At 70.3% G+C, this 15,186-nt stretch carries 16 protein-coding genes; 7 read left to right on the forward strand and 9 right to left on the reverse strand.

Annotated features, from left to right (window positions below; all coding sequences use genetic code 11):
* The first annotated feature begins 80 nt into the window (after positions 1–80).
* From ABE957_RS15040 to ABE957_RS15055, 4 genes are all read left to right on the forward strand, one after another.
* A complete protein-coding gene (locus tag ABE957_RS15040; RefSeq protein ID WP_349759478.1) occupies positions 81–773 on the forward strand; it encodes a TIGR04283 family arsenosugar biosynthesis glycosyltransferase in 693 nt (230 codons plus the stop codon).
* Positions 763–1,461, forward strand: coding sequence for a TIGR04282 family arsenosugar biosynthesis glycosyltransferase (locus tag ABE957_RS15045; protein ID WP_349759479.1), 699 nt, complete (start codon positions 763–765; stop codon positions 1,459–1,461). Before ABE957_RS15040 ends, ABE957_RS15045 begins: the two co-directional genes overlap by 11 nt.
* 142 nt (positions 1,462–1,603) lie before the next feature.
* Entirely contained in the window at positions 1,604–2,182 is a 579-nt protein-coding gene (locus ABE957_RS15050; RefSeq protein ID WP_349759480.1) for a sigma-70 family RNA polymerase sigma factor, read from the forward strand.
* Positions 2,179–2,373 (forward strand): zf-HC2 domain-containing protein, encoded by a 195-nt coding sequence (locus tag ABE957_RS15055; RefSeq protein ID WP_349759481.1) that lies wholly within the window; start codon positions 2,179–2,181, stop codon positions 2,371–2,373. Before ABE957_RS15050 ends, ABE957_RS15055 begins: the two co-directional genes overlap by 4 nt.
* Position 2,374: 1 nt before the next feature.
* Here the strand turns inward: ABE957_RS15055 and ABE957_RS15060 are convergent, their stop codons facing one another.
* Positions 2,375–2,833, reverse strand: coding sequence for a DUF302 domain-containing protein (locus ABE957_RS15060; protein ID WP_349759482.1), 459 nt, complete (start codon positions 2,831–2,833; stop codon positions 2,375–2,377).
* A 266-nt stretch (positions 2,834–3,099) separates the two neighbouring features.
* Between ABE957_RS15060 and ABE957_RS15065 the strand changes: the two genes are divergently transcribed.
* On the forward strand, positions 3,100–3,807 hold the full coding sequence (locus tag ABE957_RS15065) for a DUF3047 domain-containing protein (RefSeq protein ID WP_349759483.1): 708 nt from the start codon (positions 3,100–3,102) through the stop codon (positions 3,805–3,807).
* A gap of 25 nt (positions 3,808–3,832) precedes the next feature.
* On the opposite strand, the gene ABE957_RS15070 is transcribed toward ABE957_RS15065, so the two are convergent.
* The 3 genes from ABE957_RS15070 to ABE957_RS15080 form a co-directional block, all read right to left on the reverse strand.
* The gene (locus ABE957_RS15070; protein ID WP_349759484.1) at positions 3,833–4,459 is read right to left on the reverse strand and encodes a DinB family protein; all 627 of its coding nucleotides are present in this window, start codon (positions 4,457–4,459) and stop codon (positions 3,833–3,835) included.
* Positions 4,460–4,568: 109 nt separating this feature from the next.
* Positions 4,569–4,832, reverse strand: a complete 264-nt coding sequence (locus ABE957_RS15075; protein WP_349759485.1) for a hypothetical protein — start codon at positions 4,830–4,832, stop codon at positions 4,569–4,571.
* Positions 4,833–5,044: 212 nt separating this feature from the next.
* On the reverse strand, positions 5,045–7,534 hold the full coding sequence (locus ABE957_RS15080) for a hypothetical protein (protein WP_349759486.1): 2,490 nt from the start codon (positions 7,532–7,534) through the stop codon (positions 5,045–5,047).
* A gap of 142 nt (positions 7,535–7,676) precedes the next feature.
* Between ABE957_RS15080 and ABE957_RS15085 the strand changes: the two genes are divergently transcribed.
* Both ABE957_RS15085 and ABE957_RS15090 read left to right on the forward strand, forming a co-directional pair.
* The gene (locus tag ABE957_RS15085) at positions 7,677–8,267 is read left to right on the forward strand and encodes a TetR/AcrR family transcriptional regulator (RefSeq protein WP_349759487.1); all 591 of its coding nucleotides are present in this window, start codon (positions 7,677–7,679) and stop codon (positions 8,265–8,267) included.
* 87 nt (positions 8,268–8,354) lie between these two features.
* A complete protein-coding gene (locus tag ABE957_RS15090) occupies positions 8,355–8,924 on the forward strand; it encodes a carboxymuconolactone decarboxylase family protein (protein WP_349759488.1) in 570 nt (189 codons plus the stop codon).
* A 118-nt stretch (positions 8,925–9,042) separates the two neighbouring features.
* On the opposite strand, the gene ABE957_RS15095 is transcribed toward ABE957_RS15090, so the two are convergent.
* The 5 genes from ABE957_RS15095 to ABE957_RS15115 all read right to left on the reverse strand — a co-directional run bounded on the left by ABE957_RS15095 (position 9,043) and on the right by ABE957_RS15115 (position 15,003).
* Positions 9,043–9,726 (reverse strand): haloacid dehalogenase type II, encoded by a 684-nt coding sequence (locus ABE957_RS15095; protein WP_349759489.1) that lies wholly within the window; start codon positions 9,724–9,726, stop codon positions 9,043–9,045.
* Between the two features lie 76 nt (positions 9,727–9,802).
* On the reverse strand, positions 9,803–10,750 hold the full coding sequence (locus ABE957_RS15100; RefSeq protein ID WP_349759491.1) for a cyclodeaminase: 948 nt from the start codon (positions 10,748–10,750) through the stop codon (positions 9,803–9,805).
* Positions 10,751–10,893: 143 nt separating this feature from the next.
* The gene (eutB, locus tag ABE957_RS15105; RefSeq protein ID WP_349759492.1) at positions 10,894–11,898 is read right to left on the reverse strand and encodes a hydroxyectoine utilization dehydratase EutB; all 1,005 of its coding nucleotides are present in this window, start codon (positions 11,896–11,898) and stop codon (positions 10,894–10,896) included.
* 92 nt (positions 11,899–11,990) lie between these two features.
* Complete coding sequence (locus ABE957_RS15110; protein ID WP_349759493.1) at positions 11,991–13,418, reverse strand: aspartate aminotransferase family protein; 1,428 nt, start codon at positions 13,416–13,418, stop codon at positions 11,991–11,993.
* Between the two features lie 103 nt (positions 13,419–13,521).
* Entirely contained in the window at positions 13,522–15,003 is a 1,482-nt protein-coding gene (locus ABE957_RS15115) for an NAD-dependent succinate-semialdehyde dehydrogenase (protein ID WP_349759494.1), read from the reverse strand.
* Positions 15,004–15,186: the final 183 nt, after the last annotated feature.

A 15,186-nucleotide genomic window follows, 5' to 3' on the forward strand; every position in this document is an offset into this window, starting at 1 on the left:
CGCGCTAGGATGTAATCTGGCGGCGGCCGTGACGACTCAGGCGCGGCGACAGCGCCATAGCGACCACCAGGAGAGACGGCATGCCGGCGAGGCCGCGGCTCAGCATCATCGTTCCGACCCTCAATGAGGCGGCCATCATCGAGGCGCAGCTCACCCGCCTCGCGCCCCTGCGCGCCGGCGGCGCGGAGATCCTGGTCGTCGACGGCGGCAGCCGCGACGCGACGCTTGCCCGGGCTCGCCCGCTGGCCTCGCGGGTGATGATCAGCGAGCCCGGCCGCGCCCGGCAGATGAATGTCGGGGCCGGCGAGGCCCGCGGCCGGCAGCTCTTGTTCCTGCATGCCGATACCCGCCTGCCGCCGGGGGCCGAGCGCGCGATCGCCGCGGCGCTGGCGCACGGGCGCGTCTGGGGGCGCTTCGACGTGCGGCTGACGGGGCGGCATCCGCTGCTGCCCGTCATCGCCTTCGCCATGAACCGACGCTCGCGCTGGACGGGCATCGCCACCGGCGACCAGGGCCTGTTCATGACGCGCGAGGCCTTCGCCGCCGCGGGCGGCTTTCCCGATCAGCCGCTGATGGAGGACATCGAGATGTCGCGACGGCTCAAGCGGATCTCAACGCCGGCCTGCCTGCGCGAGCGGGTGACGACCTCGGGGCGGCGCTGGGAACAAGGTGGGGCCTGGCGCACCATCCTGCTGATGTGGCGGCTGCGCTGGCGCTACTGGCGCGGCGCCTCCCCGGACGACCTGGCCCGGGCGTATCGCCATGTGCGCTGACGCCCTCGACGACGTCCCCCTGGCGATACTGGCCAAGGCGCCGATTCCCGGTCGCGCCAAGACGCGGCTGATCCCGGCGCTCGGCGCCGGGGGCGCCTGCCGGCTTCACGAGCGGCTGCTGCGACACGCCCTCGCCACCGCCCTGGCGGCGACCTCGCCGCAGCGCATCACCCTGTGGACGGCACTTCAGCACGATCACCCGCTGTTCCGGGAGCTGGCCGACCGCCACGGCATCGCGCTGCGCGCCCAGCCCGAGGGCGATCTCGGCGCGCGCATGTTCCACGCCCTCGCGGCCATGGACGCGCCGGGGCTTTTGATCGGCAGCGACTGTCCGGCGCTGACCCCGGCGCTGCTGCAGCGCTGCCGGGCGGCGCTGAGCGATGCCGACGGCGTCTTCGTGCCGGTCGAGGATGGCGGCTACGCGCTGGTCGGCACAAGGCGTGCCGACCAGCGCCTGTTCAGCGCCATCGACTGGGGCACGGATCGCGTCATGGCCCAGACCCGCGAGCGCGCCGAGGAGATGGGCTGGCGACTAGCCTGCCCGGCGCGCCTCTGGGACGTCGACCGGCCGGAGGACCTCGGACGGCTCGCCCGCCTCGGCGACTCGCTCGGCGTCTGCTTTTTCGACCGTCGGCTCGATGATCGTCCCGATGACGGTCTCGATGAGCGTCTGGTTGATAGAAAGTGAGGCCTCGCCGTCGGGCGCGTGCCCTGTAAGGAACGCCGGCGGGCCGCGACCCAGCGGGGAGTCCATACCCGCCAGCTAATCTAAGCTGCTAGACTTTTCCCGCAGCGATGACAACAACGACCGAGGGAACAGGGGCTCATCGATGGACGAAAAAGCACACAGGCTGGAGCGGCTCACGGCGGTGAGGCCGCGCCTGGTCTCCTTCGCCCTCATGCACTTGCGTGATCGAAGCCAGGCAGAGGATGCCGTTCAGGAGGCCATGATGTCTGCCATCGAGAAGAACGACAGCTTCGCCGGACGCTCCGGCTACGAGACCTGGGTCTTCGGCATCCTCAAGTACAAGATCCTGGATGCCATGCGCGCCCAGAAGCGCCAGGGCCGCTGGCAGCCGCTGGCGGACGAGAACGACGACGAGGCGATCGACCGGCAGTTCCAGCAGAACGGCCGCTGGCAGCAGGAGGCCCGTCCGCAGAGCTGGGGAGAGCCCGAGGCCGCCTTCGAGAACGAACGCTTCTGGCAGGTCTTCGACGCCTGCATGATCGCCCTGCCGGACAGCGCCGCACGGATCTTCTCCCTGCGCGAGCTGATGGGACTCTCCACCGAGGAGATCTGCCGGGAGCTCGGCATCAAGGAGAACAACTGCTGGGTCATGTTGCATCGCGCCCGCTTGAGGCTGCGCGCCTGCATCGAGCAGGGCTGGCTAGAGGGAGACGCCTCATGATGATGTGCAAGGAGGCGACTCGCCTGATGTCGCTGCGCCAGGACCGTCCCCTCAGCTTCCAGGAAAAGCTCTCGCTGCGGCTGCACCTCGCCATGTGCAGCGCCTGCCGGGAGTGCGACCGGCAGTTCACGCTGCTCCACGGCGTCGGCCGGCACTTCGGCACCGAGGACGACGACGAACCGTCGGCATGAGTCAGCGGCCCGCGGCGGCGTCCGCCAGGCCCTCGAGCACGCCGGCGATCTTCTCCAGGGGCAGGTCGCAACCCTCCAGGGCGTGGCGCTCGGCCAGGTAGTGGGGGGAGTTCCACTCCAGCCGGACGCCCTGATCGGTCTCCCTCACCACCATCTTTTGCGGCAGGTCCAGCGCCACGCTGCCCTGGCACTGCATCATCGGCGTACCCACCGCCGGGTTGCCGAAGATGAAGGTCCGGGTCGCCGGCAGCGAGCGCTCCACCCGCCGGGCGTTGGCCGCGTGGTCGACGACGCTCATCAGGGTCAACCCCTTCTCCTCGATCGCCTCGCGCAGCCGCTGATCGACGCGCGCGAACTCGTCTCCCGAATCGAGATGCATGATGCCGTGCGACTCCGCCTGCGCGACCGGCGCCGTGGCGAGGAGCAGGCCCAGGGCCGCCCCGATCACCGCTCTGTTCATAGATACCTCCTGTTCCCGTGTGCTTGTTCCGTGTTTGCCCGCTCAGCGTGGCCAACGTCCGGGGCCCTGGCAAGGCATCCTGCCGGCCCGCCGCCCCCTTAGCGCACCCTCTCGTGAGTGCCATTCGAGGCCGACTTCGGTCCGCGCCCGGTAGCGAGTAGCATGGCCACATGCCCCCGCTCCGCCCGCCTGACGCCGACGGCGTAAGGATGGCCCGGGAGCATCGACCGAGCACGGCCCCATCGATCCCTGGAGTGACCCGCCTGATGACTCGATTCCCCCTTTCTGCCCGTCGGCTGATGCTGGCCGCGCTCGCGGCCGGACCGATCCTGCTCGGGGCCGGCCCGGTCTTTCCCACTGCCGGACAGGCCTTTGCGGCCGATGATCTGCACTTCTCGCCCAACGAGATTCGGGGCTGGTCGACGCGTGTCTTCGCGGGCGAGACCGAGTACCGGGTCGTCGACCTGGACGGCACGCGGGCGCTCCAGGCCCGCGCCCGCCAGCGGGCCTCGGCGAAATACCTGGAGCGCGAGATCGACCTTGGCGAGACGCCCTACCTGCAGTGGTGCTGGCGGGTCTCGGGGGTGCACGAGGGGCTCGACGAGACGAAGAAGTCGGGGGACGACTACCCGGCCAGGGTCTACGTGGCCCGCAAGACGGGGCTGTTGCCCTGGCAGGTGGAGTCGGTGAACTACGTCTGGGCCTCGAGCCAGCCGGCGGGCAGCGCCTGGCCCAACGCCTTCACCTCCCGCGCCCGGCTGCTGGCGCTGCAGAGCGGCGACGCCCGGGTCGGCGAATGGGTGGCGGAGGTGCGCGACGTCGGCGCGGACTACCGGCGCCTCTTCGGCGAGCGCGCGACCCGCATCGATGGCCTGGCCCTGATGAGCGACGGCGACAACGCCGGCGTCGATGCCACGGCCTGGTTCACCCACCTGGCCTTCTCCGCCTCGCCCACGCCGCCCGCCTGCCCCTGAGGCGCCCGGTCGCCGTCGCGCCCGGTCAGAACGAGGCGGCAGCAGACGAAGGAAGTGGTGCGCCGCGTTCGGACGCCGCTTCCCGCTGCCAGTGGCGCAGGGTGGAGGGATGCACCCCGAACGATGCCGGCAGGGCGATGCCGATCTGCTCGGCCAACAGGCCGATGATCGCCATGTGATGAACGGTGTGGCTGGCCAGGAAAGCCAGTTCGCGGGCCAGGCTGGATGGCAGGGCGAGGCGCGCCTCGTCGTCCGCGACGCGATCAGGGTCCGGCGCGCCGGCGTCCTGGCCATGGCGCAGGGTCAGGCGCTCGGGCGACGACTGGCCCGTCAGCGACGAGAGCCACGCCTCGAGGGCGGCCAGGCGCCGGGCGGCCTCGTCGGGCCAGGTTTCGAGGGCCGGGTCGCGACGACGCGGCTCGTAGTCGAGGGTCTCTGCGCCCGCCTCGAGTCCGTCGATCAGCGCCTCGTAGTGGTCGATGATATGGCGAACGTGCTTGCCGAGGGTGTGACGTCCATGGACGCCGAAGACCCGGCGATAGGCCTCGGGGGCCAGGTCGTCGACCAGGCTATTCAGCTGGGCAAGCGCCAGCCGGTTCTCCTCGATGAGGCCCGAGGCGGTTCGCGATGGCAAGGTTGCGGGAGTTGACATGGTGGCTGTCCTGTCGGGTCCGTGTCGGGCCCGCCCGAAAGCGGGGAGGCAGCCGGGGCCATCACCCGGGGCGACGGCCCGGCCTCTCAGGGAAGGGGCGATGGCGAGATCACCCCTCGGCCTCGGCCTCGGCTTCAGCTTCTGCTTCGCCTTCGGCTTCACCCTTGGCCTCTCCTTCGGCCTCGGCATGCGCCTCGGCCAGCATCAGGGGCGCCTCCTGGCCGCTGGAATAACCCAGCTCCTCGGACGGTTCGCTGGCCACGGCCTGGAAGGCCGCTCCGCTCGCCACCAGCAGCAGTGCCGGTGCCGTGTAGCCGAGCTGGCGGCCGAGCCGGCCCAGCAGGTTGCGACGTTTCTCGTCGTGCAGTGTCATGTTCATGACCTCCTCGATTGGCATTCTCGACACGTCCCGTCGGCGCGAGCTCTTACTACCGGCTCTCACAACGAGCCTTCGATACAGGCGCTCGACGTACGCTCTCGAATGGCATGCTCGACACGCCCTGCGTGTGATCATGCCGTGAGCCGGCCCGGCGGGCCGACCGCGTCACCGGCGCTGCCGCGGCAGCGCCGTATGCTCGTGCCCCGCTACTGGCCCGCCGCCGCGGGGCGCGCGACCTGGGCCTCGGGGGCGATGTGGGTGGCCAGCCAGGCGGCCAGCGACCCGGACGACGGCGCCTCGCTCCCTGTTTCTGTCTCCGTCTCTTCTGTCTCGCTCTCGCTGTCTGACGGAATGGCGCTCAGGGCCAGGGTGGAGAGCCAGTCGCCGAGGGCCGTCACGCCGTGACCCTCCAACACCCGCCCTTCCCCGGCCAGGCAGTGCGGCAGCAGGGCGCCCAGGGCCTCCAGCATGGCGACCGGGGCCAGGGACTCCTGGACGTGCTCGCCGCCCGGCAGCAGCACGCCGCGCAGGGTCACGCCGTCCGGGATCCTCGAGGCGGGCGGCGCGCTCGCCGGCTCGTCGGCGGCGTCCGCCAGGGGGAGATCCAACCGTTCGGCCCGCGTCGGGTCCGCGAGATCCAGGCGCACGCCGCGGGTCAACCGGCCGCCGCCGGCCTCGCGCAGTCGCGCGAGCAGGCGGCGGCGTGGCTCGCCCTCGGGGAGCAGGCAGAGCACCCCGGCGCCGTCGGGCAGAATCAGCAGGGGCGCGTCGATCACAGGGCGGTCGGGACTCGCGACCCGGCGCAGCAGGTGGGCGGTCAGCGCGGGAGCCAGCTGCGCCAGCGTCAGCCGCGAGGCCAGCAGCCGATCGGCGTCGGCCAGGGCGTAGCCCGCCGCCTCGCGCAGCACCCGAAGCCGCGGGAGTCGACTCACCGCCTCGTCGGCGAGCGGTGTCAGCCGCTCCCCGAACCCGCTCGCGAGCCTCGCGATGGCCGGAGCACTTGCCACCGACAGCGCCCACTCCTGCCCCGCCAGACGCAGCGCGAAGAGGCGCCGGGCGGCAGGCGCCTCGCACGCCGCAGAAGTGGCCTCGGGAGCCGGCCCGGCACCCGGCTCGATCGCGCCCGTGGCGACTCGCTCACCCCGCTGGCAGAGCAGGCCGGCACGGCACCAGTCGTGCAGGGTGAGCCAGACCTCCCGGCGCAGACTCTCGTGATCGGTACCGCACGCGTCCGGTCTCCCTTCTTCCCCCCCGTCCGTGGCGAGGGCCAGCGCCTCGACGATGGCATCGAGATCGAGCCCCTCGGTCGCCAGCAGCCAGATCAGCGCCGCCGTGTCGTTGGGCCGGTAGAGATCGCCGCGACGCCTGTCGTAGAGGGCGAGGCGCTCCTCGTCGAGGATCTCCGAGACGTGGCGGCGCGCAAGACGCGGGGCCGGCAGCGGCCGCCCGGCGAGCCCCTCGGCCAGCCGCCGGTCGGCCAGGCTCGGCAGCGTGAAATATGGCAGGTAGCGCTCCGGCTCGGCGGCCGGCAGCAGCGCCGCGAAGTCGCCGGCGCGCGCCCGCTCCGCCTCTGCCTCGGCGAGCAGCGCCGCGGCCGACCCCGGCGCCTGGTCCGCCTCCTCGCTCGCCGTCTCGGTCGAGGCCTGTCCGGGAATATCGATGAGCGTCACCAGGTCGCGGACCAGCCCGCCCTTGACGGCCTCCTCGACGCGCCCGCCCGACTCCGGGGCGGCGCAGATGCCGAGCGAGGGGCTCAAGTTGCACTCGAGGATCCACGGCGTGAGGGTGTCATCCACCAGGCAGTCGAGCCCCAGCAGCTCGTAGCAGCCGCGCGGGTCGGCGCCGGCCTCGGCCGTGCGAGCGCGCATGGCGTCCACGGCGGAGATCACGGTCAGCGCAACCAGGTCCTTGATGCGAGCGAAGAGGGCATCGTCGTCGTGCCCCTGATCCTTGAGCCACCGGCGGTAGCGATCGAGGTCGATGAACTCCACCGGCACCTCGGCGCGGTCGTTCAGGGCGTTGATGTCCGGATTGGTCAGCTGGCTGAAGGGGTTGTCGGCATCGTCGGGATCCCAGGGCTCCGAGGCCAGCTTGGCGAAGCCCTGGCGGTAGAGATAGACACGCAGCGGCGCCAGCGAGCTGATCAGCACATAGAGGCGCAGCACGTACTTGTGACCGCGGATGGTGTGGGGGTTGGCCAGGTACTCCTGCACCAGCCAGTCCCGGGCGAGGGGCGCCTCGGCAACATCCTTAAGCAGCCGGATGCCCTTGCCCTTGGAGGCGTTGGTGGGCTTGAGGATCCAGCGCTGCTCGGGACGATCCCGGGCGGCCTGCTGCAGCGCGTGGTAGTCGTCGGGCATCACATAGGCGCGGGGAAAGAACGCCAGCCGCCGGGCGAGTTCATGCTCGGGCCCATGGCTCTCATGCATGCGCTCACGCAGGGCGGAGAGGCTCTCGTGCAGGCGACTCTTGACGGTGAGCGCCGCATTGCCCGGGAAGTGATTCAGGGTGCGCGTCGGCGAGACACGCCGAAACTGCCCGGCCTCCGGCATGCCGGTGATCCAGCCGGCGTCCCAGTCGTGCTCGTCCCCGACCTGCCACCCCAGGGGCTCCAGGGCCTCGCGGAAAAAGCGGTCCTGTTCCGCGGCCCGCTGGCCGCCCAGCCAGAAACGTCTCGGCGAATGCTGCTCCATCATGCTCGGATTCTCCTGTGCGGCCATCGCGTGGGTGGATATGGGCACTCTGTCGTCGCTGCCACGCGGTCCTTACAGTGATAGCCATCGCCAGGCAATCCGGCGCACCTTGATTTATGGAACGAACGATCCTAAAGTGCTCGGCATGACACGAGGACGCCCCATCGCCTTCAGCCCCGACGAGGCCGCGAGCGCCGCCATGCAGGTCTTCTGGGCACGAGGCTACGACAGCGCCTCGACCCGCGACCTGCTGGAGGCCATGCGCCTCTCGCGCAGCAGCCTCTATCAGGCCTTCGGCAACAAGGAACAGCTGTTCCTCGAGGCCCTGCGGCGCTATCGCGAATCGCTGATCGGCCGGCTCGAACGTCGGCTCGCGGCGGCGCCCTCGGCCATGACCTTCCTGGAGGGCCTGTTTCGCGAGACGGCCGGCGAGGCCGGCAGCGAACGCGCCGCCATGGGCTGCCTGATCTTCAACTCGGCCAGCGAGCTCGGCCAGCGCGGCGATGCGCCGTCACAGCATGCCCATCGCAGCATGGCCGCCATCACGGCGCTATTTCACCGCGCCGTGGTGCGCGCCCAGGCCGAGGGCGACATCGCCCCGGAGCGAGATCCCGGCGCCCTGGCCGGCTACCTGACGATGGGCATGGCCGGACTCAGGACCCTGCTGAAGAGCGGGGCGGACGGCGAGCAGACCCGCCAGGCGGTGGAGCTGCTGCTCGACGGCCTGAGACGCTGATATCCCCCTAATAATTTGTCATTTATGGAACGACCGATACAAAAATGGCGCGACACGCAACACTCATGACGACAGGAGGCATAACCCATGTCAGCCAGCTATCAGATGCAGCTCCCTCCCCAGACCCTCGAGACCGCCGACGCCAAGGCGAAGCCGCTGCTCGAGCAGGCCAAGGAGACGCTGGGCTTCGTGCCCAACATGTACGCAGGCATGGCCAAGGCGCCCGGCGTGCTGGACACCTACCTGCACGGCTATGCGCTGTTCCGTGAGGACTCCGGTTTCGCGCCGCCCGAGCAGGAGGTGGTCTTCCTGACCATCAGCCGGCTCAACGGCTGCGGCTACTGCATGTCCGCCCACAGCATGCTGGCCGAGAAGATGTCCCAGGTGCCGGCGGACGTGGTGGACGCGATCCGCAACGACCGGCCGATCCCCGACCAGCGCCTCGCGGCACTGAGCACTTTCACCAAGGTGATGTTCGAGACGCGGGGCATGCCCGGCGAGGCGGACGTCGAGGCCTTCCTGGCGGCGGGCTTCGAGGAGCAGCATGTGCTGCAGATCGTCCTGGCGCTGGCCGTCAAGACGCTCTCCAACTACGCCAACCACGTCAACCATCCGGAGATCGACGAGGCCTTCGCCGGGTACGCCTGGAAAGGCTGAAACCGGCTGCTGCCCGACACGACGACGCCCTGGCCGGATCGACCGGCCAGGGCGTCGTCGTGTCGGGCGTACCTGCTCAGGGCTTGCCGGCGCGAGTCTTGCCGCTCAGCCCAGCCGCTCAGCCCAGCCGCTCGGCCAGGGCGTCGAGGTCGGCCACCGTGAGGTCCGGATCGATCCCCCAGGGATCGAAGGGCGCATCCGGGCTGCGCCGCACCCAGGCGGCATGCAGGCCGGCGTGGCGCGCACCGATCACGTCGAAGGCGTTGCTGGAGATCAGCCAGGTATCGCCGGGCTCGCTCTCCAGCCGATAGCGCAGGTGGGCGTAGACCGCCGGGTCGGGCTTGAAGCGCTTGACCTCGTCGACGCTGACCACGTCATCGAAGCGGTCACGGATCCCGGCCTGCTCCAGCAGCCCCTCGACCGCCTCGCGGCTGCCGTTGGAGAAGGCCACGCAGCTCATCCCCGCCGCGACGAGGCGATCCAGCGCCGCCGAGGCTTCCGGGAAGGCCGGCAGCCGCGCGTAGACGCCCATCAGGTGCTCCTTGTCGGTCTCCGAGAAACGCGTCTGCAGGGCGCGGTCGGTGAACTCCAGCGCCTCACGGGTGCAGCGGGCGAAGTCGACGTAGGCCCCCATCAGGCCGCGGCGGAAGCTGTACTCCAGCTGCTTGTCGCGCCAGCGGCGCGAGAACTCGGGCGCCAGCTCCGAGCGGTCCTGCCCGGCGAGACGCTGCTCGAGCTCGGCGACCACGCCGTGGGTGTCGATCAGGGTCCCGTAGACGTCGAAGGCCAGTATCGTTGCCATCTCCTTGCTCCTTCCATCGGTGAACGCTCCCAGCGTGCGCCAGGAGACCCGCCGCGACAAGTCGGCGCGGGCGGGCTCAGCCGGCCGTGAGCCGCGACAGGGCGAAGCCCGCGATGGCGGTATCCTGCACGCCGGTGCCGGTAAGATCGCACACCGTGAGGGTCGCCTCCGACAGGCGCAGGCGCTGCCCCTCGGCGATGACCCGACCCAGCTCATGGACCTTGAAGGGCACCTCGCCGCCCGCGAAGGCCTTGAGCTCGCCATTGCCCTCGCTCTGGGCGCGGGTGTCGCAGACGAAGGCGTCGGCGCGGGTCAGCACCGAGGCATCAAGCTCGCGCTTCTCCGGGCTGTCCGACCCCATGGCGGTCACGTGCACCCCGTCGGGCAGGTCCCGGGCGTGGAGCAGCGGCGTGCGCGAGGGCGTGGCAGTGACGATGATATCCGCCGCGGCGCAGGCCCCCGCCACCGCGTCATGCACGTTGACCGAAAGCCCCCTGCCCCGCATGCGCTCGGCGTAGGCCTCGGCCCCCTCGCGGCGACGCGCCCAGACGTCGAGGGTGTCGATGTCGCGTACCAGGCGCAGCGCCTGGACCTGCTGCTCGGCCTGCTCGCCGGCGCCGAGCACCGCGACCCGGCGGCTGTCCGGCCGCGACAGGTGCTTCGCCGCGATGGCGCCGGCCAGCGCCGTGCGCACCCGGGTGAGGTAGCCCTCGTCGAAGAGCACCGCCTCCACCTGCCCGGTGCGGGCGGAGAACACCATCATCAGGCCGTTGAGGCTCGGCAGTCCCAGCCGCGGGTTGTCGAAGAAGCCGGGGCTGACCTTGATGGCGAAGCGTTCGGCGCCGCGGATATGGGCGGTCTTGACGTCGACCTCGCCGTTGGCCTCCTCGATGGCCATGGAGAGGATCGGCGGCTGCACCACCTCGCCGCGACCCAGCGCCGCGAATCCCGCCTCCACGGCACCAAGCGCCGCCTGTTCGATGCCGACAGCGGCTTCGATGGCCTCGCGCTGATAGAGCTGCATGGCAATCTCCATGAAAAAAACTGACGACTCACTCCAGGAAAAGCTGAGGGCTCACTCCAGGAAAAGCTGAGGGCTCACTCCAAGAAAAGCTGTGGGCTCACTCCAAGAAAAGCTGAGGGCTCACTCCAAGAAAAGCTGAGGGCTCAGCGTCCCGCCAGGGCCCGTGCCCGGTCAAGGGTCTCGAGCGACACCGCGTTGCCGGAGAGGATCAGCGCCACGCGCTGGCCCCGCACGTCGAGGGCCGGGTGCTCGAGGGCGTGCTCCTCGAGGGCCGCGAGCCCCACCGCGGCGGCACCCTCCACCAGCACCTTCTCGTGCTCGAGGAGCGCCACCATGGCCCGGGCGATGGCGCGCTCCGAGACCTGGACATGGTGGTCCATCACCTCGCGCACCAGCGCCAGGGTGCAGCGATTCGCCCCGATGCCGCCGCCCAGCGAATCGCCCAGGCTCTCGACCTCCTCGACGGCCACGGGGTGGCCGGCCTTCAGGCTTGCCCACATGGCCGCGCCCCGCGACAGGCTCACCCCGGTCATTTGGCATTCGGGCCGGATCGCCTTCACCGCGGCGCCGATGCCGCCCAGCAGGCCACCGCCGGAGAGCCCGACGATGACGTGATCGAGATCCGGTGCATCCTCCATCAGCTCCAGGCCGATGGTGCCCTGCCCCGCCGCGACCAGGGGATCGTCGAAGGGCGGGATCAGGGTCATGCCCCGCTCGTGCACCAGCCGCTCGACCTCCTCGAAAGCCTCGTCCTGGCTGGCCCCTATGCGCCTGACCTCGGCCCCCAGCGCCTCGATGGCGGCGACCTTGTTGGGCGGCACCAGGCACGACAGGCAGATCACCGCCGGCACGCCCTGGCGCGCGGCGGCGTAGGCCACCGCCCGGCCGTGGTTGCCGGTCGAGGCGGTCACCACGCCGGCCGCCAGGGCCTCGCGGCCGTGGCGCTCGATCAGCGCGGCGATCATGTTGGTGGCGCCGCGCAGCTTGAAGGCCCCCGTGGGCTGGCGGGTCTCGAGCTTGAGCAGGATCTCGGCGTCGAAGCGCGCCGAGAGCGCCGCCGAACGCACCAGCGGCGTACGCACGACCTCGCCGGCGATGCGCCGACGCGCCTGATAGAGTCCCTCCAGGGTGACACCGTGATGCGCCATCCTCTCCTCCATGACAACGACATCGCCGCGGGCGAACCCGCGGCGATGGTAAGGGGTGCCGGCCCCTGACGGGGCCGGCGGCGGATGAGCCGTCAGGCGACCGTGTCGGCCACGCCCCTGACGGCGCCCTCGCGGACCAGCTCGTCGAGCACCGCATCCACGGCACGACGGGCCCGGGCGACGATCTCGTCGACCTCCTCGCGGGTGGTGGTCAGCGGCGGCGCGAAGCCCAGGATGTCGCCCTGGGGCATGGCGCGGGCGATCAGGTTCTCCTCGAGCGCCGCGGCGGCGATGCGCGGACCGACCTTGAGCGCCGGGTCGAAGTGCTCGCGCTGCTCGGGGTTGGCGGAGAACTCCAGCGCCGCCAGCATGCCCACGCCGCGCACGTTGCCGACAATGGGATGGTCGCCGAAGGCGGCCTGCATCCGCTGCTGGAGGTAGGCGCCGGTCTCGGCGGCGTTGCGGGTCAGCCCCTCGCGCTCGATGATCTCGAGGTTGGCCAGGCCCGCGGCGCAGCCCAGGGCGTGGCCCGAGTAGGTCCAGCCGTGACCGATCGGGCCGTACTCGCCGGTGCCGGCTTCCAGCACCTTCCACACGCGATCGCCGACGATCACCCCGGAGAGCGGCTGGTAGGCGCTGGTCAGGCCCTTGGCGATGGTAATGAGATCGGGCTTGATGCCGTAGTGGTGGCTGCCGAAGTCGGTGCCGATGCGCCCGAAGCCGCAGACCACCTCGTCGGCGATCAGCAGCACGTCGTACTTGGAAAGCACCGCCTGGATCTCGCTCCAGTAGCCTTCCGGCGGCGGCACGATGCCGCCGGTGCCGAGCACCGGCTCGCCGATGAAGGCGGCCACGGTGTCCGGGCCCTCGGCGAGGATCATCTCCTCGAGCCTGGTCGCGCAGTGCTTCGAGAACTCGCGCTCGGTCATGCCCTCGAGCTCCGCGGCCCGCTGATAGTAGAACGGCGCCTCGGTGTGGCGGATGGTGTCGATGGGCAGGTCGAAGTGATCGTGGAACGCCTTGAGACCGGTCAGCGAGCCCGAGGCGATGCCGGAACCGTGGTAGCCGCGCATCCGCGAGATCACCTTCTTCTTCTGCGGCAGGCCACGCACGTTGTTGTAGTAGCGCACGATCTTCAGCTGAGTCTCGTTGGCATCGGAGCCCGACATGCCGTAGTAGACCTTGGACATGCCGGGGCCGGCGAGCTCGAGAATCTTCTCGGAGAGCGCGATCTGCGGCTCGTTGGAGTGCCCCACGTAGGTGTGATAGTAGGAGAGCTCGAGGGCCTGGCGATAGATGGCCTCGGCCACCTCGGTGCGGCCGTAGCCGATGTTGACGCAGTACAGGCCGGCGAAGCCGTCGATGAACTCGCGGCCATCCTTGTCGACGATGTGGATGCCCTGGCCGCCGGTGATCACCCGGCCCGGCGCATCGCCATGGGCGAAGTCGCGCAGGTGGGTGGAGGCGTGGAAGGTCACCTTGCGATCGCGCTCGATCAGGTCCTGGTGCTGCTGGCTCATCTCGTTCTCTCTTTGCTCATCAAGGCTCCCCGCCGCGGCGGGGAGGAGGTTCGTCGATTCGGTACGGGCGATGCCAGGTTCCCTGGCGTCGCTCTCTGCGCCGCTAGCTCCCCGACACGGAGCCCAGCGCGCCGAGGCAGTAATACTTGGTTTCCAGGTATTCGTCGATGCCCGTGACGCCGCCCTCGCGGCCGAGGCCGGAGTGCTTGACGCCGCCGAAGGGCACCGGGGGGCCGGTCATCTTCACCGAGTTCACCGACACCATGCCGAACTCCAGGGCCCTCAGGATCTTCCAGATGCGGCGAATGTCGTGGGTGTAGAGGTAAGCCGCCAGCCCGTACTCGGTGTCGTTGGCCATCTCGATGACCTGGTCGTCGTCCGCGTAGGCGGTGATCCCGGCCACCGGCGCAAAGCTCTCCTCATGCCAGATCTTCATGTCGTGGGTCACGCCCGTGAGCAGCACCGGCATGAAGAAGTTCTCCCCCGGCGCCTGACTCTGGTCGCCGGCCACCAGGGTCGCGCCCTTGGAGATGGCGTCGTCGACGATGGCCGCGGCCTTCTCCACCGCCTGGCGGTGGATCAGCGGGCCCAGGTCGATCTCGCTCTCCAGGCCGTTACCCACGGTCAGCGCCGCCATGCGCTCGGCGAAGTGCTCGACGAACTCGTCATGGATCGACTCGTGGACCAGGATGCGGTCCGCGGCCAGGCAGTCCTGCCCGGCGGTCTGGAACTTGGCCGCCACCGCGGCGAAGGCCGCCTCCCTGGGGTCCATGTCCGGCCCGACGATGAAGGGCGCGTTGCCGCCCAGCTCCAGCGAGACGCGCTTCACGGTGTTGGCGCTCTGCTCCAGCAGCAGCCGGCCGACCCGGGTGGACCCGGTGAAGGAGAGCGCCTTGACGCGATCATCAAAGCACAGGGTCCGCGACACCTCGGGCGGGTCGCCCAGCACCACGTTGAACACCCCGGCCGGGATGCCGGCCCGCTCGGCCAGTTCGGCCAGCGCCAGCGCCGAGAACGGAGTCTCGCCGGCGGGCTTGACGATCACCGTGCAGCCGGCGGCCATGGCGGCGGCAGCCTTGCGGGTGATCATCGCCAACGGGAAGTTCCAGGGCGTGATCAACGCGGCGATGCCCACCGGCTCCTTGAGTGTGCCGAGCGCCGCATTGGGAATGTGGCTGGGGATCGTTTCGCCGAAGGTGCGCTTGCCCTCCTCGGCGAACCAGCGCACGAAGCTGGCCCCGTATTCCACCTCGCCGCGAGCGTCGGGCAGCGGCTTGCCCTGCTCGAGGGTCATCAGCAGCGCGAGGTCCTCGCGGTTGGCCTGCAGCAGGTCGTACCAGGCGAGCAGGCGCTCGCAGCGCTCGTCGGCGCGCAGGGCGCGCCAATGCACGAAGGCGGCCTCGGCGGCATCCACGCTGGCGGTGATCTGGTGGGGCTCCAGCCAGGGGATGTGGCCCAGCGTCTCGCCGGTGGCCGGGTCGAACACGGCCTCCTCGCGGTTGCCGTCGCCGTGGGTCCACTTGCCGTCCACGTAGGCGTACTGACGGAACAGACGCGGATCGCTGAGCTTGTTGGACAGAGTCATGCGTACCTCCCCTGACGCGCCGGCGTGTGTCAGCGCCGGCGATGTTCCGGCGCGGCTCTGGGCGCCGAGAAAACGAAGAAACGGACGAGCCGCCTGGTCGTGAAGCTCCAGGGCGGCTCGATGGGTACAGGGTAAGGGATATGGCGGGACGGGATTTTTCGTTGGGCCGGACGAGAGACGCAG

This window comes from Halomonas pelophila, assembly GCF_040196315.1.
Classification (GTDB): Bacteria; Pseudomonadota; Gammaproteobacteria; order Pseudomonadales; family Halomonadaceae; genus Halomonas; species Halomonas pelophila.

Excerpts from the sequence above, each read along its gene's own strand:
- ABE957_RS15040 (WP_349759478.1), top strand. The coding sequence starts at position 81 with ATGCCGGCGAGGCCGCGGCTCAGCATCATCGTTCCGACCCTCAATGAG.
- ABE957_RS15045 (WP_349759479.1), top strand. The coding sequence starts at position 763 with ATGTGCGCTGACGCCCTCGACGACGTCCCCCTGGCGATACTGGCCAAG.
- ABE957_RS15050 (WP_349759480.1), top strand. The coding sequence starts at position 1,604 with ATGGACGAAAAAGCACACAGGCTGGAGCGGCTCACGGCGGTGAGGCCG.
- ABE957_RS15055 (WP_349759481.1), top strand. The coding sequence starts at position 2,179 with ATGATGATGTGCAAGGAGGCGACTCGCCTGATGTCGCTGCGCCAGGAC.
- ABE957_RS15060 (WP_349759482.1), bottom strand. The coding sequence starts at position 2,833 with ATGAACAGAGCGGTGATCGGGGCGGCCCTGGGCCTGCTCCTCGCCACG.
- ABE957_RS15065 (WP_349759483.1), top strand. The coding sequence starts at position 3,100 with ATGACTCGATTCCCCCTTTCTGCCCGTCGGCTGATGCTGGCCGCGCTC.
- ABE957_RS15070 (WP_349759484.1), bottom strand. The coding sequence starts at position 4,459 with ATGTCAACTCCCGCAACCTTGCCATCGCGAACCGCCTCGGGCCTCATC.
- ABE957_RS15075 (WP_349759485.1), bottom strand. The coding sequence starts at position 4,832 with ATGACACTGCACGACGAGAAACGTCGCAACCTGCTGGGCCGGCTCGGC.
- ABE957_RS15080 (WP_349759486.1), bottom strand. The coding sequence starts at position 7,534 with ATGATGGAGCAGCATTCGCCGAGACGTTTCTGGCTGGGCGGCCAGCGG.
- ABE957_RS15085 (WP_349759487.1), top strand. The coding sequence starts at position 7,677 with ATGACACGAGGACGCCCCATCGCCTTCAGCCCCGACGAGGCCGCGAGC.
- ABE957_RS15090 (WP_349759488.1), top strand. The coding sequence starts at position 8,355 with ATGTCAGCCAGCTATCAGATGCAGCTCCCTCCCCAGACCCTCGAGACC.
- ABE957_RS15095 (WP_349759489.1), bottom strand. The coding sequence starts at position 9,726 with ATGGCAACGATACTGGCCTTCGACGTCTACGGGACCCTGATCGACACC.
- ABE957_RS15100 (WP_349759491.1), bottom strand. The coding sequence starts at position 10,750 with ATGCAGCTCTATCAGCGCGAGGCCATCGAAGCCGCTGTCGGCATCGAA.
- eutB (WP_349759492.1), bottom strand. The coding sequence starts at position 11,898 with ATGGCGCATCACGGTGTCACCCTGGAGGGACTCTATCAGGCGCGTCGG.
- ABE957_RS15110 (WP_349759493.1), bottom strand. The coding sequence starts at position 13,418 with ATGAGCCAGCAGCACCAGGACCTGATCGAGCGCGATCGCAAGGTGACC.
- ABE957_RS15115 (WP_349759494.1), bottom strand. The coding sequence starts at position 15,003 with ATGACTCTGTCCAACAAGCTCAGCGATCCGCGTCTGTTCCGTCAGTAC.